This window comes from Flavobacterium sp. N502536 (genome assembly GCF_025947345.1).
Taxonomy (GTDB): Bacteria; Bacteroidota; Bacteroidia; order Flavobacteriales; family Flavobacteriaceae; genus Flavobacterium.
On record NZ_CP110011.1, the window covers coordinates 1,159,468 to 1,184,224 of the forward strand.

Below are 24,757 nucleotides of genomic sequence, written 5' to 3' on the forward strand. Positions count from 1 at the left end.
CGTTGAAGTTTATTTTTTTTGTAATAATGTAGTATTGGGACGTGGATTTTTAAAAACTCAATTCTTCAACTTCCATCAGATCTTCCATCACTGCCGACTTTTTAGCTAAATAGTCGTTAACAATTGTTTCGAGATCATACGATTCCAGATTAATGTTCATTGCTTTGGCGTAGTAAAAAATAGAACTAACCGCAAAAAAGAAATGATTTTTCTCCGTTGGTCCGCAATGTACACTTATCCATGCCAGTGTTTTATCGCATTCTTCTTCGGTGTACCCATAATCATTAATCAGCCAGGATTGGAATTTTGGCAAGATCAATTCTACTTCTCCGTGTGTATAAATTTCATGGATCAAAGTGGTCAACAAAGCAATCATGATGTCTTTGTTTCGCAAGGAATTTTGATCTTTCCATTTTTTAAAATCACTGGCACTTTCATTTAAATAACGGCGTGAAAGCCAGTCATCATCGGTACAAATTGTAGTGGCCATGGTGTAAAACATTTGCGAATGCAAAATTCTGCCCACGACGGCCAGGTCTTCATCAACAATTCGGTTTAAACTCGTGATTGACTGCAAGAGTGCTTTTTCGTCTCCAATAGGTTGATTTTTATGAACCAGCATGGTCATACGGTTACTGATTCCGGCAACGGTCATTGCGCTGTTATTGGTTTGGCTCCAGCTGTGAAAAAAACGCTGCAAACGATCTTTATCCTGAACTTTTGAAGTCAGCTGATTAAAACTTTTTTCAATTTTTGAAAATGATTCCTCCTGATTTGGCAGAAATTTTAATAATTGATCTTTTAAATGTGATTCCTCCATCCCTTCAAGAACCGGAAGAATAATTGAACTTAAACTAGCCATAACACTTTTGATTTAAATTAGTAATTGATTTGATTTCTATTATAGTTTGGTGGGTTTTAATAAGCAGGTTTAGAGCGGTAATATTTAATTTTTCTGATGACATCAATATCTTTAAGGTGATATTGTTCCAGCCAATCGGCTTCGTCAAAAGAACTACAATGGGATTCTGCAATTACGACAATGTCTTTCTTCAAAGAAATCTGATAGAGTTTGTCTAATAATTCGGCGTATTGAAAATCATGGAGAGGATTGTACAGATAAAAAACATTCCCATCAGAAATATCAGCCTTTAAGAGATCGCCGGAAATGGCTGTGACATTAGTGATTCCTTCTTTTTTGATTAAATCAACACAAACTTTATTTCGCTCTTCAAGAATTTCTATTCCTTTAAACTGAACATTTGGATATTGTATCGCACCGTATAAAATAATATTCCCGTAACCAGAGCCTAAATCATAAAATATGGTTTTGTCTGTGATAGAGATGGGATCAAAAAGGTCGTCTAAAAAACTGGAAGATCCGTACCGGTACGAATTAAAACCGTACTTAATGGTAATTTCCGACAGACTTAAGCCTTCTTCAATAGGATGCGAGTACTGCTCGATTTCGGATTGAATATTTTTTAACTGCTCCATCTTATTTCATCATTAGGAATTCCAGTTTTTCCAGTGAGCGTTTTGCGGCTTCCATTTTTGCGGCATATTCCTCGTTTACTTTTTTCACGTCGCTATTGCAAAAACTGCAAACCTCTTCCTCTTCATAAACATAATTATCACATCCATTGCATAATTTCAGTGCTTTTGGAATTCGTGGTACTCTGGCAATAGGGCCAGTAACCTGAATTGGAGCTTCACTTGTTGGGGATTGTATTTCTACGATTACTCCGTTTTCGTCTTCCACTATAATTTCAAAAAGTCCCATATCGAAAGATTCGCCTGGTGCTTCCTGTATTTTTCTTATTCGTTCCTTAAGGCCTTTCTTCTTTAATTCTAAAGCCCGATGATGGCAAAAAGGATTGTTCCCTCTCTTACCAAACAGTACATGACTTGTCCAGGTACAGCCTGCCAGACAGGAAGATTCATAATAGCAGCCTTTACAGCCACCCCATAATTCTTCTTTATTTCTATATCTGGAGAAAACCATTTCTTCGCTATACTTCCAGATGTCTTCCAGCGCCATATCTTTTACATTTCCTCCCGTATAGGCACTTGTTGGTAATGATGGGCAGCCTTTTATTTTACCGTCTGCCTCAATCCCTATTCCTGTATGTCCAGCCGAACATCCTGTATAATATTTTTCATTGCCCTGTCTCCAGATGTGTTCATACGGTCCAAAATAACCAATGTTATTTCCGGCCTGTATTAAAATATTATGCGCTAATGCTTTTCTGTAGATGACGATGAGGTCGTCGTAAAAATCAATTAATTCATAAGGCTGAACAATCAATTCTTCCGAGTGATCTACAGCATTTCCCATAGCAACAGCAAGTTGGATCTGCCAGTTTTTTACATTATTTTCAATCAAAACATCCAAAAGCTCATTCATCTCATTTTTGCTTCTTTTTGTAATTACGGTATTGACACTCGAAGTGATATTGTGTTTTTTAAGGAGTGCCAGGCAATTAACGGCATGTTCAAAAGAATCTCTTCTTCCTCTTATTTTATTATGAGTATCCGGCATTCCATCAATAGAAACACCTATATTATTTATTCCTGCTTTTTTAGCACTAATGATTCGTTCTTCGTTTAGGTTATAGGCGCCCGACTGCATCGAACATTCGATTCCGCTTTGATGGATTCTTTCGATGATCTCAATCCAGTCTTTTCTTAAAAAAGCTTCCCCGCCTATGATGGAAATTTCTCTTGTACCAAGACGTTTAAGACTATCAATAACACCAAAACATTGTTCCGTAGTTAATTCGCCCGGTCTTACTTTTCCAGCTCTTGATCCGCAATGCGAGCATTTCAAATTACATGCTAAAGTAATTTCCCATACTACATGAACCGGAGTTGCTGTTTCATAATCATCTCTTACTCTGTATCGTGTTGAAGTCTTAATCGTATCCATCTTATATCAATTTTACTTATATTTTTAGTTCAATGCTTTCTGATATAATGCCGATGTAATATGAAAATAGTACAATGCAATTGGACTATATTGAATATACAATCGGTATTAGTTTTATTTACAGTTTAACAATTATTTAAAAAGACGGTTTAAGAAGTAAAACTTGATAAACCGTCTTTTTTAGATTACCTTTTCTTTTTCAGAGCATCAATTGCATCAAGCAATTCTACCAATGCTACGTGTAAATCTTTTTGGTCTCTTATGGTTTTCTTAGCTTGTTCAGCTACCGCAACCATTTTTTCCAAATCATTCGAAGCAATCGCTTCTCTGATTCCTACTCCGTAAAGTACTGTTGCCATAATATTTTGTTTTATAGTTGTTCCTACTCTTTAGGTTTTTCAGCTCCACCCTTGTTTTTCTGTACAAGTCAGGTTATTTCTTCTTCTTTAAAGAATCTATTGCGTCTAACAAGTCCAGTAAAGCAACAGTCAGATCACCCTGATCTTTTATTGTTTGCTTCGCTTGTTTGGCAATAGCTTCCATCTTGGCCAGATCATTAGAGACTAAAGCTTCTCTAATGGCGACACCGTAAGGCATGATTACTCCCATAGCTGTTGTTTTTTAGTTGTTATTTGTTTCGTTTGAGGATTATTTTTTTTAATGCTCACTAGGTCCAAATTGTTGTAAAAAAAGAGCCGGTTCATTTGGATCCAAACAAGTCAGATGTCCAATAGTCACGGTTTGACCGTCTTTGTTTTTTCCGGTAATCATGATGTTTTTCAATCCCGCTCTTAGTCTTCCTAAACGGTTACCTTCGATTACATCAACTCCCATTTCATGAGGAGTACCAGTTCTCGTAGCAATAATATTACCTGAACCATTTTCAATTAGTATTCTCTCTCCAATTGCTGGCGCAGGAAGTATCTGAGTTACTGTAATATTTGTAAGTGGTCCTAATACAATATAAGGAGGTATACTTCCAACATTAATAGCTTCAGATTCTCTTACCCCTATTGTTATTGTTCTTCCGAACTCGATGTCACCAGTTGTGCTTGTGCTATACATCCATGGAGTTGTAAATGGAGTACCATCTTCAGTCTCTCCAGTTGCTAAATATCTCTGATGTATACCAATACTAGATTTTTCAGGGGCTAAATCAAGATTGTAGAATACAGATCTTCCAAGTGTTCCAACCGCGTAAGTTCCGCTGGCTCCTTCGATAACAGGAAGAATAACAGGTCCAATCCCTCCACCATTCCAATCAATGTAAGGGTAGACTTTCACATTTTTTACTTTTACAGGTATTGCTTGCATAATAATAGTTTTTGTCCTACTCATAAGGCTTTTCAGATCCGCCTTCGCGTTTTAACTGTGCGAAACAGTTCGTTTTTTAAGTGGGTTCTGCTCCACCGTTACAAATTCAATTCATCAGCTGATAATGAATGACTTAGAAAATATTTTTTCATTAATTTTCTATATCAAATCTATTTTAGATATGAAGATGGGAGCGAAAAAATGTTATAAAATGAGAATTCTCTGTCATAAAACACCAAAAAATCAGACATAAGATTATTCTTAAAAAAACCTCTTCAAACAAACTTTCATTTATTTTTGAAAGTTTAAAAACTTTTACTTACATTTGTTTCATGGAATTCAAAGAAGCAAAAAATAAGTTTGTACAAACCTGGGGAGCATTAGGTTCTCAATGGGGAATTAATAAAACCATGGCACAAATCCATGCTTTATTAATGGTTTCGAACGAAGCTGTTTCTATGGAAGACATCATGGACGAATTGCAAATTTCACGAGGAAATGCAAGCATGAACCTAAGAGCTTTAATGGATTGGGGAATTGTTTACAAAGAATACAAAGCCGGAGAAAGAAGAGAATTTTTTACTGCTGAAAAAGATCTGGACGAATTAGCCGTTAAAATTTCGAGAGAAAGAAGCAAAAGAGAAATCAAACCTGCTCTTAAAATTTTAAAAGAAGTTTCGACAATCGATGCAAATGAGTCTGCAGAAGAAAAACACTTTGTAGATCAAACGACTAAGCTGTATGATTTTGTTTTAAAAGCAGATAATATGTTAGACAAAATGACGGAATTCAATGAAAACTGGTTGGGACGTCTGGTCCTGAAAATCATGAAGTAACCTTCAAACTAAAAAAATTTAATTCGAACTTTCATTTTTTTCTGAAAGTTTAAAACAAACTATAATTATGAAAACGCTGGAAAACCAAACACTGCTTTACGACGAAGATTGTCCGCTTTGCAGCTTGTATACTACCGGCTTTGTAAAAAGCGGTATGTTAGATCAAAACGGAAGAAAATCATATTGTCAATTATCGGATGAAGAACAAAATTTTGTAGATCTCAAACGTGCACCAAATGAAATTGCGTTAATCGATAATACAACCAAAACCGTACTTTACGGGGTCGACAGTTTACTGAAAGTTATAGGATATTCATTTCCGTGGATTGAAAAAATAGGAAAGACAAAACCTGTTCATTTCGTACTAAGAAAACTCTATTCTTTTGTTTCCTATAACAGAAAAGTAATAATTCCCAGAGAAATAAAGGAAGAAAACAAATTACAATGCACCCCCGATTACAATTACAAGTATCGTTTTCTCTTTATCGGATTTGCCTTAACCGTAACAACAATCGTATTGTTTAGTTATTCCAATTTGATTTCAGTTCTGCCTCAAACCACTATCTGGAGAGAAGCCGTTTTAGCCTTTGGACAAATTGTATTTCAAAGTATCTTTATGCTAAAATCAGATCAAAAGACGATGCTCAATTATGCAGGCAATTTAATGACCGTTTCTTTAATGGGGTGCCTCATTTTGTTACCCATTTTAATTGCAACTCAGTTTATAAAGGTTCCTGAGCTTATCGTACTGGCCTGGTTTGGCATAACCGTTTTTATCATGTTTAAAGAGCATTTCAGAAGAATCAAAATTTTAAAACTTCCAAAATATCTCTGCCTCACCTGGATACTGTATCGAATAATTGCTTTATTATTAATTTTGAACTAATCTGTAAGTTTCCTGAATTTTTGCGAATTGCTTTTTAACTGATTCTTTACGCAAAGAACAATTCGCGTAGTTCTCCACTAAAAAAACAAAACCATGAATAAACTCATAATTGCAGCCGGAACAGGATTCCTGGGTCAGGTTTTAGTCCGTCATTTCAAAAACAAATTTGAAGAAATCGTTATCCTAACCCGCGGAAAATCTAAAATCATCGATGGAATCAAATATGTAAACTGGGATGCCAAAACTTTTTCGGGCTGGGAAAATGAACTGGAACAGGCAACGGTATTAATCAATCTTGCCGGAAAATCTGTTGATTGTCGTTATACTCAAAAAAATAAAAAAGAGATTCTACTGTCCCGAATCGAAAGCACCAGAATTTTAAACGAGGCTGTTTTAAAATGCAAAAAACCTCCAAAACACTGGTTGAACTCCTCTACTGCGACCATTTACCGATTTTCTCTGGACAAACAAATGGACGAAGAAGAGGGCGAAATAGGAAATAATTTTTCGATAAATATCGCTCTTTCCTGGGAGAAAGCCTTTTTTAAAACCGAAACTCCAAATACGATAAAAACGGCTTTACGAACGTCAATCGTTCTGGGCAAAAAAGGCGGAGCTTTTATTCCGTTAAAAGCTTTGGCGAAAATTGGTTTTGGAGGAAAACAAGGAAAAGGAAACCAATTTGTAAGCTGGATTCACGAAGATGATTTTGCGAATGCTATTGATTTTATAATTGAAAAAGAAATAGCCGGCGTCATAAATATTGTATCGCCAAGTCCCGTACCCAACATTGATTTTATGAAGAAGCTACAAAAAGCAGTTGGTTTTCCTTTTGGAATTCCACTCAATACCTTCTTTCTCGAAATCGGATCTTTTTTCATTCGAACAGAAACCGAATTGGTTTTAAAAAGCAGAAATGTAGTCCCGAAACGACTTTTAGAAAAAGGTTTTAAGTTTAAGTATGAAAATATTGATCCCGCTTTTCAAAATCTTTTATCGTAAAAAATCAAATGCCGAAACCGGGAAAAGCTATGATAAACACTATATGCGAAATCAGGTGTAGTCCCTACGGGACATTCTCGTGAGATGGAGCAACTTTTTTACCAAGATGTTGCTCCTAACGGAGCAACTTAAGCGGGACATTAGGTATAGTCCCTACGGGACACTCCTACGAGGTAGACATATAGTTACCAATATGTAATCTCTCCGAGATTAATTAGCTCATACAAATACATTCTAAAAAAAAGGGAAACTAATCGTCAAACTTAAATCCATGAAGCCGCTTTTTTAGGAGCAACATAAAAGCAACACAGTATACCAACTTAAAAAAAGTCTCGCAGAGACTTTACTAATCAATTAATCCCGGAGAGATAACATATAGTAACTTACCATATCCAACCTAAAAAAGTCTCGCAGAGACTTTACAAAACAACTAATCTCGGAGAGATTACATATCAGTAACGCCAATATATCCAACCTAAAAAAGTCTCGCAGAGACTTTACAAAACAACTAATCTCGGAGAGATTACATATCGGTAACGCCAATATATCCGACCTAAAAAATGTCTTGCAGAGACTTTACAAAACAACTAATCTCGGAGAGATTACATATCAGTAACGCCAATATATCCAACCTGAAAAAAGTCTCGCAGAGACTTTACAAAACAATTAATCTCGGAGAGATTACATATCGGTAACTTACCATATCCGACCTAAAAAATGTCCCGTAGGGATTAAACAATTGATACAACAAATGACAATCCTAAACCTTACAACCCGAATAAAAGCACCACAAAAAACAGTTTTTGATGCTGCACGAAATATCGATATCCATCAACAGTCGGCAAGTCCATCAAAGGAAAAAGCAATTGCCGGCGTTACCACCGGATTAATCAATTTAAACGAAACGGTTACTTGGCGTGGCAAACATTTTGGTTTTTACCTTACCCATAAAAGCCGAATAACTGCCATGCATTTTTACGATTACTTTGTTGATGAAATGGAGGAAGGAAAATTTAAATCATTTAAACATGAACATCTTTTTGAAAAAGAAAATGACCTCACCATTATGACAGATAAACTACAATATGAAACTCCTTTTGGACTGTTCGGAAAACTGTTTGATTATTTCTTTTTGAAAAAACATCTTACCAATTTCCTATTGGAAAGAAATAAAACGCTGAAAATAGTTTCTGAAAAACAACTTTAAATTTCTTACTTTTATAATCTAACACGATTTTCTAAAATCCGTAAACAATCTAAAACTAAACGTATGACTTTAAAAACGAAAATACTATCCGTCGCTTTTTTTGCTATTTCCTTCATTGGATTTGCACAAAGTAATTGTACAACATTAAAAGGCTGTGAGCGAAAACTATGTGAATTAAACACAAAATTAGTTGCTGCCAAAAAGGCCGGCAATCAAAATCAAATAAAGGGAATTGAAGATGCCATCTCTAAAACCAAAAAAAACTGCACGGTAAAAACAGTCAACAATGACCTTGACAAAAAAGTCAAAGAAAAACAACAAAAGGTCAAAGAAAAAACTGACGACCTCAACAAAGCCATAAAAGAGCAGGAAAGCAAAGAAAAAATTGAGAAAAAAAGAAAGAAACTAGCCGAAGCTAAAGCCGACTTAAATAAGGCCCTCGCAGAACAAAAAACGAAGTAAGATTTTATTTCACTCCTAAAGAAACTGATGTTTACGCATCGGTTTTTTTATTTTAGGAGAAACTGTTTTTAAAGCAACAGTATCATCAGCCACCAAAAAACCGGAACGCTTTCGACCCAAAAAGAAGTATAATATTTAGAGCGTTTAGGATTTGCAAACGCAATAAACAACATGAGCATGAGTACCATGATCAGATTGATTAAAACATCATGATAATTAAAAGTAGAAACAAAAACTTCCAGAACCCAAAACGGAATCAGCAACAAAAGCCCTAAAACTTTGGTTCGCTTTACTCCGATCGTTTGCGGAACAGTCTGTAAATGTGGATCATCATTGGCTAAATCAATAATTTCAAAAACCAGTACCAGAACAAAAACCAAAACAAACCGCTGAATGCATTTTATAAAAAAATCACTGGAAAAAGGAATCCCGGCATTTATTAAAGGTAAAACCAATGTGGTTCCTACCCAACAAATTGCGACTATATAAATTTTAACACCCGCCCAGTTGCGCGCATTTCTTCGATTTGGAAAAAACGGAAGCGTATAAAGTGCCGTTATTAAAAAAATCACCACCGAAACAATTTGAGTAATTCGCTTCAGCTGAAAAAAATAATAGCCCACCAAAAAGAGTGAAATAAAACTCAAAACGGCAATAATTTTCAGCTGATTCCCGATCAATTTTCTTTTAACACGAACCAATGCGTCGTATTTAACAAAATTATATCCCACAATTGTTCCAAAAAAAGCAAACATGGCCATCGCGTTATCGTACTGAATATGAAACACATGAAACGTGATTTGTACCAGCGCATAACACGACAAAGCCACATGAATACTGCTGTTCAGGTAGAAATCTAATATGAGTTTCAAAAATTTCATACTTCAAATCTAATCATTTATTAACAAATCAACTCTTTGGTTGAAAATTTCATAAAAAATGAAGTTAAAAATGTGCAATAAATTATTATTAATACTTAATTTTGCGCGACTAAAAAACAACACTTTTACTACTATATGAAAACAGATGCTTTTGCTTTAAGACACATTGGTCCAAGAGAAACAGATCTTCAACACATGTTACAGACTATTGGAGTTGAATCGATCGAACAACTTGTTTATGAAACCCTTCCGGATGACATTCGTCTAAAAGCACCCTTAAACTTAGATCCTGCGATGACGGAGTACGAATTCGCAAACCATATTCAGCAATTAGGAAAGAAAAATAAGGTATTCAAATCTTATATCGGTTTGGGTTATCACCCAACTATCGTTCCGGCTCCAATTCAAAGAAATATTTTTGAGAATCCAGGATGGTACACTGCTTATACTCCTTATCAGGCTGAGATTGCTCAGGGCCGTTTAGAAGCCATTTTAAATTTCCAGACTACCGTTATTGAATTGACCGGAATGGAAATCGCAAATGCTTCTTTATTAGACGAAGGAACTGCTGCCGCAGAAGCTATGGCGTTATTATTTGACGTTCGTACACGCGACCAGAAGAAAAACAATACAAACAAATTCTTCGTTTCTGAAGAAATCTTACCACAAACTTTATCTATCCTGCAAACGCGTTCAACTCCTATCGGAATTGAATTAGTAGTTGGAAACCACGAAACATTTGATTTCTCAAATGAATTTTTCGGAGCTATTTTACAATACCCTGGAAAATATGGTCAGGTAAACGACTATAGTGCTTTTGTTGCTAAAGCAAAAGAAAACGAAATCAAAGTGGCCTTTGCTGCCGATATTTTATCATTAGCAGCCCTTACTTCTCCTGGAGAAATGGGTGCAGCTGTAGTAGTTGGAACTTCACAACGTTTTGGTGTACCAATGGGTTATGGTGGTCCTCACGCTGCTTTCTTCGCAACTAAAGAAGAATACAAACGATCTATGCCGGGTCGTATCATCGGAGTATCTATCGATGTAAACGGAAACCGTGCTTTACGTATGGCTTTAGGAACTCGTGAGCAACACATTAAACGTGAAAAAGCGACTTCTAATATTTGTACCGCTCAGGTTTTACTAGCGGTTATGGCCGGAATGTACGCGGTTTACCACGGACCAAAAGGATTACAATACATTGCAAACAAAGTTCACGCATCGGCGGTTACTACTGCTGAAGCTTTAAATAAATTAGGAGTTTTCCAAACCAACACTGCTTACTTTGATACCATTTCGGTAAAAGCCGACGCTCAAAAAGTAAAAGCTGTAGCAGAGAAAAACGAAGTAAACTTCTTCTATGTTGATGCCGACACGATTTCTATTTCGTTAAACGAAACAACTTCAATTGCTGACATCAACCAAATTATTGCCATTTTTGCTGAAGCTTTAGGAAAAGAAACTTTTACTGTTTCTGAATTAACTGAAGCAAGTCAATTACCGGCTTCATTAGAAAGAACATCACCTTTCTTAACGCATGATGTATTCAACAATCATCATTCAGAAAGTCAGTTGATGCGTTACATCAAGAAGTTAGAACGTAAAGATTTATCCTTAAATCATTCTATGATTTCATTAGGTTCTTGTACCATGAAATTAAACGCTGCTTCAGAAATGTTACCGTTGTCAATGCCAAACTGGAACAGCATTCACCCTTTTGCACCAGTAGAACAAGCTGAAGGTTATATCACAATGCTTAAAAAATTAGAGCAGCAATTAAATGTAATTACCGGATTTGCCGGAACAACATTGCAGCCTAATTCAGGAGCTCAGGGAGAATATGCCGGTTTAATGGCTATCCGTGCTTACCATTTATCAAGAGGTGATAGTCACCGTAATGTATGTTTAATTCCTTCATCAGCTCACGGAACCAATCCTGCTTCTGCAGCTATGGCCGGAATGAAAATCATTGTGACTAAAACTACTCCGGAAGGAAACATTGATGTAGAAGATTTAAGAGAAAAAGCGATTGAACACAAAGATGATTTATCTTGTTTAATGGTAACCTATCCTTCTACTCACGGGGTTTTCGAATCTTCAATCATTGAAATTACTAAATTAATCCACGACAATGGCGGATTAGTATATATGGATGGTGCTAATATGAATGCTCAGGTAGGTTTAACCAACCCGGCTACAATTGGTGCTGACGTTTGTCACTTAAACTTACACAAAACATTCGCTATTCCTCACGGTGGTGGTGGACCTGGAGTTGGACCAATCTGTGTGAACGAAAAACTGGTTCCATTTTTACCAACAAACCCAATCCTTAAAGTAGGTGGTGAACAAGCTATTACAGCTATTTCATCTGCACCTTACGGATCAGCTTTAGTATGTTTAATTTCTTACGGTTACATCACTATGATGGGGGCTGAAGGATTAAAAAGCGCAACAGAGCATGCTATTCTGAACGCGAACTACATGAAAACACGTTTCGAAGGACACTATCCAATTCTTTATACAGGAGAATGTGGAAGAGCGGCTCACGAAATGATCTTAGATTGCCGTTCGTTTAAAGAAAACGGAATTGAAGTAGGTGATATCGCGAAGCGTTTAATGGATTATGGTTTCCACGCTCCTACCGTTTCTTTCCCGGTTGCCGGAACTTTAATGATTGAGCCTACAGAATCTGAAGATTTAGCAGAGTTAGATCGTTTTTGTGATGCACTTATCTCAATCAGAAAAGAGATCGAAGCTTCAACAGCAGAGGACAAAAACAATGTATTAAAAAATGCACCTCATACATTAGCAATGTTAACTAATGACGCTTGGGACTTCCCTTATTCAAGAGAAAAAGCAGCTTACCCATTAGAGTATATCGCTGACAATAAATTCTGGCCATCAGTTCGTCGTGTAGACGATGCATACGGTGACAGAAACTTAGTGTGTAGCTGTGCTCCTATTGAAGCATACATGGAAAACTAAAAATTAAGTTTTCTTTTAAATATTCAAGCCCGACAGGTTTTAAGAACCTGTCGGGTTTTATTTTGGTTTCATATTTAAAGTCTTACATCCCAACAAAAACTTGAAACCTGAAACTAAAAAAACTTTTTCCCTGCTTTTATTTCAATCGTTTGAAATCTCGGAAAAATTAAATAATCATTAGAAAATAAACAATATATGTCACAAAAAATTATTATTCCACAATTATATGCGTGCATAGTATTTTTTATGATAGTTATCATGATTTTATTTATACTTTAGCAATAAATTTACCGGACAATAAAGGAATAATGAAAATAAAAATAATAGGTATAGGAAGTTACATTCCTAATAAAGAAGTAAGCAATACTGACTTTGGCGATCATGTTTTTTTAAATGAAGACGGAACTCCTTTTGGTTACCCTAACGAAGTTGTAATAAAAAAATTTAAAGGCATTACCGGAATCGAAAACCGCCGTTATGCCGAAGACCATCATACCTCATCAGATCTTGCTTTTTTTGCTGCCGAAAGAGCGCTTGAAAATGCTAAGATCGATCGTGAAACTTTAGATTACATTATTTTTGCGCATAACTTTGGTGATGTAAAATCTGGAACACACCAAACGGATATTTTACCGAGTTTAGCGACACGTGTCAAAAACAAATTAGGCATTAAAAACCCGAAATGTGTAGCCTACGATATTCTTTTTGGATGTCCGGGATGGATTGAAGGTGTGCTACAGGCAAACGCTTTTATAAAATCGGGTATGGCAAAAAGAGTTTTAGTTATTGGTGCCGAAACCCTTTCAAGAGTGGTTGACGATCACGATCGCGACTCGATGATTTACTCTGATGGTGCAGGTGCTTCAATTTTAGAAGCTTCTGAGGATGAAGCCGGATTACTATCGTACGAGAGCGCTACTTTTGCTAATGACGAAGCCAACTATCTGTACTTTGGAAAATCATACAACCCCGATTTAGATCCGGACATTAAATACATCAAAATGTACGGGCGCAAGATTTACGAATTTGCTTTAAGTCAGGTGCCATGTGCTATGAAAAGCTGCTTAGACAAAAGCGGAATCGCTATTGACGAAGTGAAAAAAATTCTGATTCACCAGGCCAATGAAAAAATGGACGAGGCCATTATTGCCCGATTCTATAAACTATACGACAAAACACCTCCTGAAAATGTTATGCCAATGTGCATTCACGATTTAGGAAACTCCAGTGTTGCTACAGTACCCACTCTTTACGACTTATTGATTCAGGGTAAACTGGAAAACCATGAAATAAACAAAGGAGATGTTGTTATTTTTGCCTCTGTCGGAGCAGGAATGAACATCAATGCATTTGTTTACAGATATTAGATATTAGTCTCAGTCTTCAGTCGCAGTTCGCAGTCAACTGAATACTGAAACCGAATACTGAGACTGAGACTGAGACTGAGACTGAGACTGAGACTGAGACTGAGACTGCATACTAAAAAAGTCCGCATTATAAGATGCGGACTTTTTTAGTATATTTGTGCCCTAATTATAAATCAAGAACGAGAGATTGTTTCGTTCCTCGCAGCGACTATGTACGAAAAAACGTTTCCGAATAAAAGATTCAAACTTACTTTAGAGTTTTTACAAAAACACGTTAAAACATCAGAAACCATTTTTGATTTTGGTGTATCAAATCCATTCTCTAAAATAATGGAAGAAAATGGTTATACTGTAAAAAATACAAAAGGCGAAGATTTAGACAACGATCAAACGGCTTTGCAAACGGAAGAATATACTGTTTTTACCGCATTTGAAATCTTCGAACACTTACTAAATCCTTACACCATTTTACAAAACGTAAAATGTGACAAGTTGTTAATATCAATTCCATTGCGTTTATGGTTTTCATCGGCGTATCGTTCTAAGACCGATATGTGGGACAGACATTATCATGAATTTGAAGACTGGCAACTGGACTGGCTTTTAGAAAAAACAGGCTGGAAAATAACCGACCGTCAAAAATTTACACATCCGGTAAAAAAGTTTGGATTCAGACCTTTACTAAGATATTTTACGCCAAGATATTATATTGTTGTAGCGGAAAAAATAAAAGCCTAAAGTCAAATTCCAATAAAAAAATTCCAAATTCCAATTAAGCAGTTTTAATTGGAATTTGGAATTTAAATTGAAAATTATGAAGTATTATATCGTCATTCCGGCTCACAACGAACAAGATTTAATTGGCCTGACCTTACAGTCTTTGGTTTCACAAACTGTTTTACCTTCAAAAATTGTAGTGGTAAATGACAATTCAACGGATAGGACAGAAGAAGTTGTATTGGGTTTTGCAAAAGATCATCCTTTTATTTCTATTGTCAATAAAACGTCAGACTCGATTCATATGCCCGGAAGCAAAGTGATTCAGGCTTTTCAAAAAGGTTTTGAAACTTTGGATTCAGCATATGATATTATCGTAAAAATAGATGGTGATCTCATTTTTCCTGTCAATTACTTCGAAACAATTATCGCCCATTTTCAATCGGATTCGAAAATTGGAATGGCAGGAGGTTTTTGTTACATTGAAAAAAATGGTGACTGGGTTCTCGAAAATCTTACCGACAAAGATCATATTCGTGGCGCATTAAAGGCATATCGCAAAGCTGCTTTTCAGCAAATTGGAGGTTTAAAACCTGCTATGGGCTGGGACACTGTAGACGAATTACTTTGTAAATATTACGGATGGAAGATCGTTACCGACGCTTCTTTACATGTAAAACATCTTAAACCAACCGGAGCAAATTACAACAAAACTGCCCGATACAAACAAGGTGAAGCTTTTTTTACTTTAGGATACGGCTTTTGGATTACGGCAATTGCATCGGCTAAACTGGCCATGATGAAGAAAAAACCGTTCCTCTTTTTTGATTATATCCGAGGATTCTGGAAAGCAAAAAGAGCCAAAACGCCACTACTGGTTACCCCTGAACAAGCTAAATTTATTAGAAATTATCGCTTTCAAAAAATGAAAGAAAAGTTAATTTGATCCGGAAAACAACCGAAAAGACTTAACTCATACCCCAAAACTCATAACTTCTTTTTACCTTAGCCAATATTTGTAAAACTATGATGCTAATTCGTTACTTATCCCAAATTGGGAGATATTTTTTAATGCTGAAAGAGATTTTCAATAAACAGACCAAATGGCCTGTTATGCGACAATTAATTTTTAAAGAAATTGATGATTTAATTATTGACTCTTTAGGTATCGTTTGCTTTATCTCTTTCTTTGTTGGAGGTGTTGTCGCGATTCAAACCGCTTTAAACTTAACTAATCCGTTAATCCCAAAATATTTAATTGGTTTTGCTACACGTCAATCTGTAATTCTGGAGTTTGCTCCTACTTTTATTTCGGTAATTATGGCCGGAAAAATGGGATCGTTTATTACCTCAAGTATCGGTACTATGCGTGTTACAGAACAAATCGATGCATTGGAAGTTATGGGTGTAAACTCTCTTAACTATCTGGTTTTCCCTAAAATTATTGCTTTACTATTGTATCCTTTTGTAATTGGAATCAGTATGTTTTTAGGAATTTTTGGAGGATGGCTTGCAGGTGTTTACGGAGGTTTTACTACCAGTAATGACTTTATCATTGGTGCGCAAATGGAATTCATTCCTTTTCACATCACTTATGCTTTTATTAAAACTTTAATATTTGCCATGCTGTTGGCTACCATACCTTCTTTTCACGGTTATTACATGAAAGGTGGGGCTCTTGAAGTAGGTAAAGCCAGTACAGTATCGTTTGTTTGGACTTCGGTTTCAATCATTCTTTTTAATTATATACTAACACAATTGTTACTAGGATCATGATAGAAGTAAAAAATTTAGAAAAATCATTTGGCGACAGCAAGGTTCTGAAAGGTGTTTCGACAGTTTTTGAAACTGGAAAAACCAACCTGATTATTGGGCAAAGTGGATCCGGAAAGACCGTTTTATTAAAAAGTCTGTTAGGAATTCACACTCCCGATAAAGGAACTATTTCCTTTGATGGCCGTGTGTATTCAGAACTGGATCCGGATGAAAAAAGAGAGTTAAGAACGGAAATCGGAATGGTTTTTCAGGGAAGTGCTTTGTTTGATTCGATGACCGTTGAAGAGAATGTTGCGTTCCCGTTAAAAATGTTTACCAACGACAATAAGGCTAAAATCAAAGAACGTGTTGATTTTGTACTGGAAAGAGTAAACTTAATTGACGCCCATAAAAAATTACCTTCTGAAATTTCAGGAGGAATGCAAAAGCGTGTGGCGATTGCCCGTGCGATTGTAAACAATCCAAAGTATTTATTTTGCGACGAACCCAATTCAGGTTTAGATCCAAATACCTCTACTCTGATTGATAATCTGATTAAAGAAATTACCGAAGAATACAACATTACTACGGTGATCAACACCCACGATATGAACTCGGTAATGGAAATTGGTGAAAATATCGTATTCCTAAAAAAGGGTCTAAAAGCCTGGCAAGGAACCAAAGAAGAAATCTTTAGAACCGATAACGAAGCGATTGTAAAATTTGTTTACTCTTCAAATCTGTTTAAAAAAGTAAGAGAAGCTTATTTGAAAGGATAAGGCTTTTAAATTCCAAATCCCAAACTCCAAATTCCAATTTCTGGTGGGAAACTCAATAAAAAAATTCCAAATTCCAACTGCATAAGTATTGGAATTTGGAATTTATTTTTTATTGGAATTTTCTTTTAATGCATTAACTCCACTTCCGCATTTGGATTAAACAGATAGGTTTTTCCCGAGCTAATTTCAATACATTCAAAACGCTTGGTTCTAACGGCCAATTTCTTGAATACTTTACCGTTTTTAATCCTGAATACACTTCCGTAGGGAATCTCAAAGATATAGCTCTTATCGTTGGCTGCATCGTATTGTTTTAGAGCCAAAGACAAAGTGGTATCGGTATCACTACTTGCCGAAGGATTTTTAAAATGTCTTGCCAACAAAGGCAATAATGAACCCGGGAAAATTTCGGGACGAATAAAAGGAACCATCATCCTTTGAAAAGTAAACTTCCATTCATTCCCATGCGGTTTTATATTTCTTCCAAATTTCTCAAAGGCAACCAAATGTGAAATCTCATGAATGAGCGTAATCAAAAAGCGATATTTATTCAAACTCGCATTCACCGTAATTTCATGCTTACCGCTTGGCCCTCTTCTGTAATCCCCATGACGCGTCTGTCGCTCATTGACGATTTTCAGATGAACCTGATTGGCAACAATCAAATCAAAAACAGGCTTTACGGCATGCTCCGGTATATATTTAGCTAAAGTTTCTCTCACTTTAAGTTAAATGTTATTTGTAAAAAGTTAGAAGTTTTCTTCAATTTGGAATTTAAAATTACGGATTCGTTGAGGAAACTTCCAGCACCTTTCCGTTGAAATATTTATTTCCGTTGAGTGTAAAATCATTGATGTAGGTTGCCATTCCTTCGGCAGAAATTGGCGCCTGATAACCCGGGAAGGCTTCGTTTAACATTTCGGTCTGAACCGATCCCAGTGCCAGCACATTAAATGAAATTCCTCTTTCTTTGTATTCTTCCGCCAATAATTCAGTTAAAGTAATTACAGCTCCTTTACTGGAACTATAAGCTGCCAGACCTGCAAATTTCAGACTTCCTCTTACCCCTCCAATAGAACTAATGGTTACCACATGACTACCGTTTTGAAGATAAGGAAGACAAATACGCGTTAAGTTAGCAACAGCAAAAACATTTACTTTGTAAATACTTTCAAAATCAGCCTGAGTAGTTTCAGCAAACGGTTTTAACAACAACGCACCGGCGTTATGTACCACTGCATCCACCCTTTTCCAGGAAGAAGAAAGAAACTGATCTACTTCCGCCAGCGCCGTTTCATCTGCCAGATCAACAGACAGACAGCTAATATTTTGATGTTCTAAAAGTGTAGTAGGTATTTTTCTGGAAATCGCCAGAACCTGATGACCTGCATTGGCAAACTGCAATGCTAATTCGTAACCAATTCCACGACTGGTTCCGGTAACAATAATATTTTTCATAAAGCAAAAATAAGCAAATCGAATAAAACGACAGATTAATTATTCATTGTAATTTCTTCCGTTGGTGTAATCGTAATTTTAGTTACTGCCGGTAAAAATTCCTGAATAAAAGAAGTCATATGCGGAATATCCATTACCTTAAATTCATCTGAAACATGGTGATAAAAGTCAAAATTTTCAAAATCAAAAGTACTTATGGACTGACATGGTTTTTTAAATGCCTCATAAAAAGAAAAGTTATCCGATCTGTAAAACAATTTATATTCGGCTTCTTTAGGCAGGAACCCGATTGTTTTTTTACCAGTGTATTCGTTTATTTTTTGGGCCATATTACTTTTATCAAAACCGGTAACATAGGCTAGATAATCCCGTTTCATTGGCACACCAATCATTTCGATATTCAATTGGGTGTACAAATTAAAATTTTGCTTTTTAAGTTTTTGCACCAAACTTTTAGACCCTAACAATCCTTTTTCTTCTCCTGCAAAAAACACAAAAAGAATACTGCGTTTGTTCGATTTTGTTTCGCTAAAATACTTTGCCAACTCTGCAACTGCTGTTACTCCTGAAGCATCATCATTAGCACCATTAAAAACAACATCCGGCTGTTGTTTTTTCTCCAGTCCGATATGATCGTAATGCGCACTTAAAACCACGAATTCTTTTTTCAGCACCGGGTCAGTTCCTTCTATAACTCCAACAATATTATAGGCCGGTGTTTTAAAATTGGTGAGGGTATCTCTGTAAGAAACAAAATAAGGTTTCACTTTGTTTTGTTTGAAGAAGTCTTCTAAAAAAACGGCTGCTTTCTCGATTCCTTTTGTTCCGGTTTCACGGCCTTCCATTTCATCTGAAGACAGCTTTTTCAGGAAATCAGACACCTCAGATTCCTTGACTTTATAAGTAACTTCAATAGGTTTTGAATCAGTTGCCGGAGTAGTAGTAGCTACGGAAGGATTCGATTTACAGGCTAAAAAAACAAACGGAAGCAGCAGAAAGTAACGTTTTTTCATAAAGGATGATTTAAATGTGCTTTAGCGGTTAAACTTCTAAAACAGTTGATTTAAAATATTTTTTATACACCTTAAACACCTGAACACTTCCCAACACTATGAAAAAAACCGGAATAAATACAGGCATTACATACTTTGACAATGGATTGTTTTTTGCAAAAAAAGCCTGTAAAATTACAATCAGACTTAACATCCCGAAAAAAATACCAATCAAAGTTCCTGCAATATAATAATATTTTAACTTTCTTTCTATTGTAATATACTCCGCGTTAAGCAAATATAGATTCCAACTCGTCCAGAAAGGCAGCTGTAAAAAATTAAAACAATTTAAAACAACACCAATCACAAATGGCGAATACATTAAATACTCCTGTAAAGCATCATTTGATTTTGCGGTCTGATTATGAAAACCGGAATAGAAAAGAAAAGCGAGAACAAACATAAATCCAACCGCAAAAAAATCAATCATCTTCATCAATTTTTTATTGCGAATGAGTTGTCTGGCAAAAATGAGGGTGAAATAAATGACAAAAATTTCGACAAAAATGACTCCGAACAAAAAAAGAACCAGGTTATTGAGCCCCGATTTGGAGTAAATCTCCAAACCTACTACATTCAAATACCCCAATGGAATTGATCCGATGAAACTCACCAAAAATCCTATTGCGATATTTTTTACTCTTTTCATTTTTAAAAATTTACGATCTTACTGTTTTGTGCCAAATGCAGTCTGTATTCGCGAATGCCTACTTTATAATCGAGATACGGAACTCCTTTTTTATGGTTCTCGGCACTGATTTCGTACATGTATGTAATGTGTCTCGCCAGTTCTTTCCAGGCAAACCAAACCGAGTGTTTCGGATCGTAAATGTGTGTGGGCTCACTTGCCGCTCCGTTTAGTTCTACGACCTGAAATTGCTCTCCGCGCTCTAGTTCTTCAAAAGTATTGTACATGATATCAAAACGTCCGAAGTAAAACTCGGGAACCTTTTTAGCAATTTTATCAATCGTCGCTGTCAGTTGTGGTGTAATCCAATCGCTTCCGTCCAGGAATTTTGCTCCTCGGGCGTGATTTCCAAAAGGCACTAAATTTATGCTTTCACCCTGTGGTAAAATCTTCTGCAATTGTTTGCCATATTCCTCCTTTAAAACTTCAAGCTGCAATTGAAATCTTGGTGTTTTACAAATTAAATCTTCGATAGTCGAAACGCCGTCACCGGTAACAATTAAAAATTCTTTCGAAACGATTCCTGTAATTCTCCCCTCTTTTTGATGCGGATGACGTACATAAAAAATACCGACTTCGTTTTTAAACGGAATGAGATCCTGCAATAAAAAATCAAAATTTGCTTTTCGGGCATATTCACTCAACTCAAAAACATTCTTGATTTTTTTCACACCAGAGCCACGCAAGCCAATATCGGGTTTAGCGATTAAAGGGAAATACATTTTTCCTTCTATTATCGCATCGACAATCTTTTCTAAAGCTGTGCTCTCCCGGATCAAAATAGTATTGGGATAACATTCTTTAGGAAGCAGATCATAAATTTGTTTTTTGCTTTCCATTATAAATCCACCGTTTTTTATCTTCGGATTGGACGCATTAAAGAAAAATACCGATCTGGCTTTGACAGCATAGTAGGCCCAAAGAAAATAAATAGGAACGTAAAGCACCTTAAAAGGCCAATACTCCCAATTGCTTATTCTATGAAAAAATAATTTCATCTTTACTGGTTTAAATACTTATAAAAGAAGTCGAAAAGTCTTCTGCTCTAATTAAATCATAATACCTCATAGCACCTTTGTTCTGCTTAATTACAACCTGAGTTACACTCAACGTTTTCAGAACATTTTCTCTGTTAATGACCAAACCGTTTTCAGAATCATCATTTTGAGTGTTTCGATGAAAATCTAACATATCCGCAGCAGAGATTTCCTCTTTGTCTTTCAAAAAATCAAAAAACCAGTTGGAACGTCTCTTTCTAATTTCTTCAGGATACAAGGTAACCGATGACCAGATATGGTTTTTAGAAGATTCTAATGTCGTCTTTATTTTGACAAGACCATCCCAAATCAATTCATACAATGCCCCACCCTGATACAGAACCAACGTAAAGGGCTCGATATCTTCCAGATTAATTTCATTCCAAAAGTCCTTAGGCGATGCACTTGAAATAATATCGAGAGCAACCAACCCTCTGCTTTTACGATAGGGAAATAAAACGCGATGTTTCTCGGTTCCGCCATTCAAAAGAACCAGTATACTTCCGTTTTTATCCACCGCAAACCAGGTCCCTCCTGCTTTTGGGTCTTTTGGATACAGTATGGTTTTCCCATTCTGACAATAATTTTTTGGCACGATGGCTTCGGGACGAATTACTTTTTCATCCCGATTCGAAGTAATAATTACAACCCCGTTAGTATTGACAAAACTTACTGTACACATTGTTTTCTGTATTCAATAGTGGAACGCGCTACCCCAAAATTCTCATCGATCAAAATATTTTTAAACGGCAAAACAGCCACTTTAATCAAAGCCTGATGGTGAATACAATGCTCCAGATTATAAAGCAACTCTCTGTAATAATTACTCTGAATTCTAAGCGAAAGTCCATCAATGACCTGTTCGAGATAGATAACTTTGTTCTCGCTTTTCAATTCTGTTTTGATCTCCGTTATCAGTTCTTGTGCATACTGGGTTTCGGTTTGAATTCGGATATTTCGTTCGCGGTTATCGTAATTGATAATCCCTGAATCGTAACCCTTTTCCAGACCTTTAAACATCTCCAATATATGTCGTATGTGCTCGCCAATTGTTGAATTGTTTAAAGCAGGACAAGGTTTTGCATAATCGGTATCCGATAATTGACTCAATAAATCATTGAGTTCATCTAAACTGTGTCGTATTGATTTTAGTAACATGGCTATTTTAAATTTAGAAGATTAAACAATTTGTTTTTATTGAAATAAAGCAATCCTAAACAACATAATAATGTAATAATCGCCAGCAAAAAGAGAAAACCTCCATCATTCTGAACTACAATTCCTAAAACAAATAAATGAGAAAAAACAGCTCCGGCCATCACTCCGCATCCGCCCAAAGCTCCAATCCATGTTGTTTTTGGAATTAAAATTAAAATGGCAACAACCAATTCGGCTATTCCTGAACCAATTCTTCCATAAGGTTCTATTCCTAAAGTCGAAAAAATATAAATACTTTCCTTTGCTCCGCTGAATTTAAAAAACAAGGTTTGCAGTAAAATTCCGGCTGCCACAATTCTTAAAATCCAGGCTATTCTTTCTGATTTTGTCATCACTCTACTTATTTATTTTTTTCCAGTTATCATCTGCCTGCGCCTTCAGATTGGTCTGATTTTTATTCCAGCTTTTCAGGGTGTTGTTAAAAAAAGCATTGTAAAACAAATAGAGTTTTCCATCAATAATTTTAAACGTTTCAGGGTTTATTTCAACCTTTTCTCCCGAACTTCCTAAAGCATAGGCACACCAGCCTCCGTACTGCGGTTCATACTTTGATGGATTTTTTAAAAATTCCTGCTTGTTCTCGTTGGAAGAAAATTTATAAATTACTCCCTGATAAGAAGCTGATAATTCCTTCTTCCCCTTAATTGCTTTTCCCTGATTAAAATATCCCACAGGATCGTAACCCTGAATGGCTACTTTGTTTTCTAAATTGTACTGACTAATTCTTTTCGCATCATTCTGAGCAAATGAAAGAACTGAAAACAAAATCAATACAAAAAATAGTAATTTTTTCATCTTGTATTATTTTAAGTTTTTTAATACTGAAACAAGTAACTCAGTCGAGATTCGATGCTTAAAATCAGGAGCAATATATTCGAACAAAATCTCACTATCCGGATTTACAATAAAAACAGACGGAACGGGTAAGAAACTCGTATTGATCCCTTTAGAATGTACGTTAATTACTGATTTATAGTTTTCAGGAGCTGCATAAGCAATTCCGACTGCTTTGGTAAATTCTCCTGCAGCATCTGAAAGTAAAGTATATTTTACTTTGTCCTTTTCTTCCGTAATTTTTAAATTCTCAGGGGCATCAGGGCTTATAGCAATAATTTGGTATCCAAGATCGAGAATTTGTTTCTCGGCCTCCGCCAATGCCTGTAAATGCATATTGCAATAAGGACACCAGCCACCACGATAGAAAACCAAAACTGTCTTTTTCTTTCCAAGTAAATCAGAAATTTTTACCGTTGCATCTTCTGAGGATTTTAAGGTAGTATTTGGAATTTTCTCTCCTATTAATAAAGGAGCAATATCGGTCGCCATTTTAGGAAGCGAACTTTGCGCAGTAGCAACCGTACTTAAGGCTACTAAAACAACAAAAAATAGTTTTTTCATAATTTTTAATTTTACATCTTAATTCAATAATGTAAAATTACGGTAGTATGAAAAAGGCAAATGTCGGCTAATTTACACTTAGCCTAAAATAATTAGATTTTGGTAATATCCAGAATAACAATCTCTTTTCTATTGTATTGCAACAGCTTATTGGTTTCCATTTCGTTTAACAACTGCGTTGCGGTTTGTCTTGAAGTACAAATGATTTGGGCAATATCATTTTGTGTTAAATAGTTTTCGATCGTTACGGAATTTCCCTGTGCAGTTCCTTCCTTTTCGGCCCAGTCCTTAAGAAACTGGTACAATCTGGTTTTTGCGTCTTTAGAGATTAAATTGGCGTAACTGTTTTTAATGCGCTTCATTTTCAGCCCCACAAATTTGGTATACGAAAGCGCCAGTGTTGGATTTCGTAACAATAAATCTTCAAAATCCGACATTAGAAAACTACAAATAGCAACATCATCTGAAAGCACTTTGGCATATTCTTCATTTTTAGCATCTGTTTCCAAAGTCAGTTCTCCAAACAAATCTCCTTTCTGAATGATATCTTTTATGGTTTCGTTACCCTCTTCATCGATAGACACAATTTTAATATTTCCTTTCTTAAGTAAAAAGATACGCGGCAAATCGGAAGTAGAAAAATAAATGATTTCTCCTTTGGATGCTTTTTTAAAACCGGTGATAATACACAATTGTTTAATTTGCGAATAACTCAACGTTCTAAACAATTTATGATCGCGTAAATACCAATATTTTAAATCTTCGTACATAAAAAGGTTTCTTTCT

The 24,757-nt window shown here is 35.8% G+C and carries 29 protein-coding genes; 11 read left to right on the forward strand and 18 right to left on the reverse strand.

Translation table 11 applies throughout. The features are described 5' to 3' along the window. Positions 1–49: 49 nt before the first annotated feature. The 6 genes from OLM61_RS05210 to OLM61_RS05235 all read right to left on the reverse strand — a co-directional run bounded on the left by OLM61_RS05210 (position 50) and on the right by OLM61_RS05235 (position 4,243). Complete coding sequence (locus OLM61_RS05210) at positions 50–862, reverse strand: hypothetical protein (protein ID WP_264525381.1); 813 nt, start codon at positions 860–862, stop codon at positions 50–52. Positions 863–918: 56 nt separating this feature from the next. After that, positions 919–1,497, reverse strand: coding sequence for a hypothetical protein (locus OLM61_RS05215; RefSeq protein ID WP_264525382.1), 579 nt, complete (start codon positions 1,495–1,497; stop codon positions 919–921). A 1-nt stretch (position 1,498) separates the two neighbouring features. After that, entirely contained in the window at positions 1,499–2,929 is a 1,431-nt protein-coding gene (locus OLM61_RS05220) for a radical SAM/SPASM domain-containing protein (RefSeq protein WP_264525383.1), read from the reverse strand. 185 nt (positions 2,930–3,114) lie between these two features. Then, on the reverse strand, positions 3,115–3,288 hold the full coding sequence (locus tag OLM61_RS05225; RefSeq protein WP_264525384.1) for a DUF1843 domain-containing protein: 174 nt from the start codon (positions 3,286–3,288) through the stop codon (positions 3,115–3,117). Between the two features lie 73 nt (positions 3,289–3,361). Further along, positions 3,362–3,538: a DUF1843 domain-containing protein gene (locus tag OLM61_RS05230; protein ID WP_173967198.1), complete on the reverse strand. Its 177-nt coding sequence runs from the start codon at positions 3,536–3,538 to the stop codon at positions 3,362–3,364. Positions 3,539–3,586: 48 nt separating this feature from the next. Next, positions 3,587–4,243, reverse strand: a complete 657-nt coding sequence (locus OLM61_RS05235) for a hypothetical protein (RefSeq protein ID WP_264525385.1) — start codon at positions 4,241–4,243, stop codon at positions 3,587–3,589. A 332-nt stretch (positions 4,244–4,575) separates the two neighbouring features. Here OLM61_RS05235 and OLM61_RS05240 point away from each other — a divergent pair, with 332 nt between their 5' ends. The 5 genes from OLM61_RS05240 to OLM61_RS05260 all read left to right on the forward strand — a co-directional run bounded on the left by OLM61_RS05240 (position 4,576) and on the right by OLM61_RS05260 (position 8,636). Next, a complete protein-coding gene (locus OLM61_RS05240) occupies positions 4,576–5,079 on the forward strand; it encodes a GbsR/MarR family transcriptional regulator (protein ID WP_264525386.1) in 504 nt (167 codons plus the stop codon). Between the two features lie 67 nt (positions 5,080–5,146). Continuing rightward, complete coding sequence (locus OLM61_RS05245) at positions 5,147–5,965, forward strand: hypothetical protein (RefSeq protein WP_264525387.1); 819 nt, start codon at positions 5,147–5,149, stop codon at positions 5,963–5,965. A gap of 93 nt (positions 5,966–6,058) precedes the next feature. Next, entirely contained in the window at positions 6,059–6,967 is a 909-nt protein-coding gene (locus OLM61_RS05250) for a TIGR01777 family oxidoreductase (protein ID WP_264525388.1), read from the forward strand. A 751-nt stretch (positions 6,968–7,718) separates the two neighbouring features. After that, positions 7,719–8,174 (forward strand): SRPBCC family protein, encoded by a 456-nt coding sequence (locus OLM61_RS05255; RefSeq protein WP_264525389.1) that lies wholly within the window; start codon positions 7,719–7,721, stop codon positions 8,172–8,174. Between the two features lie 63 nt (positions 8,175–8,237). Beyond that, positions 8,238–8,636 carry a DUF1090 domain-containing protein gene (locus OLM61_RS05260; RefSeq protein WP_264525390.1) on the forward strand — a complete coding sequence of 133 codons (399 nt, stop codon included), beginning with the start codon at positions 8,238–8,240 and terminating at the stop codon, positions 8,634–8,636. 68 nt (positions 8,637–8,704) lie between these two features. Here the strand turns inward: OLM61_RS05260 and OLM61_RS05265 are convergent, their stop codons facing one another. Then, entirely contained in the window at positions 8,705–9,517 is an 813-nt protein-coding gene (locus OLM61_RS05265) for a hypothetical protein (protein ID WP_264525391.1), read from the reverse strand. Positions 9,518–9,652: 135 nt separating this feature from the next. Between OLM61_RS05265 and gcvP the strand changes: the two genes are divergently transcribed. The 6 genes from gcvP to OLM61_RS05295 all read left to right on the forward strand — a co-directional run bounded on the left by gcvP (position 9,653) and on the right by OLM61_RS05295 (position 17,120). Further along, on the forward strand, positions 9,653–12,502 hold the full coding sequence (gene gcvP, locus OLM61_RS05270) for an aminomethyl-transferring glycine dehydrogenase (protein ID WP_264525392.1): 2,850 nt from the start codon (positions 9,653–9,655) through the stop codon (positions 12,500–12,502). A gap of 308 nt (positions 12,503–12,810) precedes the next feature. Then, a complete protein-coding gene (locus OLM61_RS05275; protein ID WP_264525393.1) occupies positions 12,811–13,869 on the forward strand; it encodes a 3-oxoacyl-ACP synthase III family protein in 1,059 nt (352 codons plus the stop codon). 210 nt (positions 13,870–14,079) lie between these two features. After that, positions 14,080–14,607, forward strand: a complete 528-nt coding sequence (locus tag OLM61_RS05280) for a methyltransferase (RefSeq protein WP_173967187.1) — start codon at positions 14,080–14,082, stop codon at positions 14,605–14,607. Between the two features lie 76 nt (positions 14,608–14,683). Beyond that, positions 14,684–15,532, forward strand: a complete 849-nt coding sequence (locus OLM61_RS05285) for a glycosyltransferase (RefSeq protein ID WP_264525394.1) — start codon at positions 14,684–14,686, stop codon at positions 15,530–15,532. Between the two features lie 80 nt (positions 15,533–15,612). Next, positions 15,613–16,362, forward strand: coding sequence for an MlaE family ABC transporter permease (locus OLM61_RS05290; RefSeq protein ID WP_173967185.1), 750 nt, complete (start codon positions 15,613–15,615; stop codon positions 16,360–16,362). Beyond that, the gene (locus OLM61_RS05295; RefSeq protein WP_264525395.1) at positions 16,359–17,120 is read left to right on the forward strand and encodes an ABC transporter ATP-binding protein; all 762 of its coding nucleotides are present in this window, start codon (positions 16,359–16,361) and stop codon (positions 17,118–17,120) included. Before OLM61_RS05290 ends, OLM61_RS05295 begins: the two co-directional genes overlap by 4 nt. A gap of 125 nt (positions 17,121–17,245) precedes the next feature. Here OLM61_RS05295 and OLM61_RS05300 read toward each other — a convergent pair whose 3' ends face one another. From OLM61_RS05300 to OLM61_RS05350, 11 genes are all read right to left on the reverse strand, one after another. Then, positions 17,246–17,842, reverse strand: a complete 597-nt coding sequence (locus tag OLM61_RS05300) for a SprT-like domain-containing protein (RefSeq protein ID WP_264525396.1) — start codon at positions 17,840–17,842, stop codon at positions 17,246–17,248. A 58-nt stretch (positions 17,843–17,900) separates the two neighbouring features. Continuing rightward, complete coding sequence (locus tag OLM61_RS05305) at positions 17,901–18,578, reverse strand: SDR family NAD(P)-dependent oxidoreductase (protein ID WP_264525397.1); 678 nt, start codon at positions 18,576–18,578, stop codon at positions 17,901–17,903. Positions 18,579–18,613: 35 nt separating this feature from the next. Then, positions 18,614–19,591, reverse strand: a complete 978-nt coding sequence (locus OLM61_RS05310) for a M20/M25/M40 family metallo-hydrolase (protein WP_264525398.1) — start codon at positions 19,589–19,591, stop codon at positions 18,614–18,616. A gap of 28 nt (positions 19,592–19,619) precedes the next feature. Continuing rightward, complete coding sequence (locus OLM61_RS05315) at positions 19,620–20,279, reverse strand: hypothetical protein (protein WP_264525399.1); 660 nt, start codon at positions 20,277–20,279, stop codon at positions 19,620–19,622. 2 nt (positions 20,280–20,281) lie between these two features. Further along, positions 20,282–21,316, reverse strand: a complete 1,035-nt coding sequence (locus OLM61_RS05320) for a D-alanine--D-alanine ligase (protein ID WP_264525400.1) — start codon at positions 21,314–21,316, stop codon at positions 20,282–20,284. Between the two features lie 10 nt (positions 21,317–21,326). Beyond that, positions 21,327–22,037, reverse strand: coding sequence for an NRDE family protein (locus OLM61_RS05325; protein WP_264525401.1), 711 nt, complete (start codon positions 22,035–22,037; stop codon positions 21,327–21,329). Next, complete coding sequence (locus tag OLM61_RS05330) at positions 22,025–22,513, reverse strand: DinB family protein (RefSeq protein ID WP_264525402.1); 489 nt, start codon at positions 22,511–22,513, stop codon at positions 22,025–22,027. Before OLM61_RS05330 ends, OLM61_RS05325 begins: the two co-directional genes overlap by 13 nt. A 2-nt stretch (positions 22,514–22,515) precedes the next feature. Next, positions 22,516–22,905 (reverse strand): DoxX family membrane protein, encoded by a 390-nt coding sequence (locus OLM61_RS05335; protein WP_264525403.1) that lies wholly within the window; start codon positions 22,903–22,905, stop codon positions 22,516–22,518. Between the two features lie 4 nt (positions 22,906–22,909). Further along, positions 22,910–23,368: a YHS domain-containing (seleno)protein gene (locus OLM61_RS05340; RefSeq protein ID WP_264525404.1), complete on the reverse strand. Its 459-nt coding sequence runs from the start codon at positions 23,366–23,368 to the stop codon at positions 22,910–22,912. Between the two features lie 6 nt (positions 23,369–23,374). Then, complete coding sequence (locus tag OLM61_RS05345; RefSeq protein WP_264525405.1) at positions 23,375–23,971, reverse strand: peroxiredoxin-like family protein; 597 nt, start codon at positions 23,969–23,971, stop codon at positions 23,375–23,377. Positions 23,972–24,063: 92 nt separating this feature from the next. Beyond that, positions 24,064–24,741: a Crp/Fnr family transcriptional regulator gene (locus OLM61_RS05350; RefSeq protein WP_264525406.1), complete on the reverse strand. Its 678-nt coding sequence runs from the start codon at positions 24,739–24,741 to the stop codon at positions 24,064–24,066. Positions 24,742–24,757 lie beyond the last annotated feature (16 nt).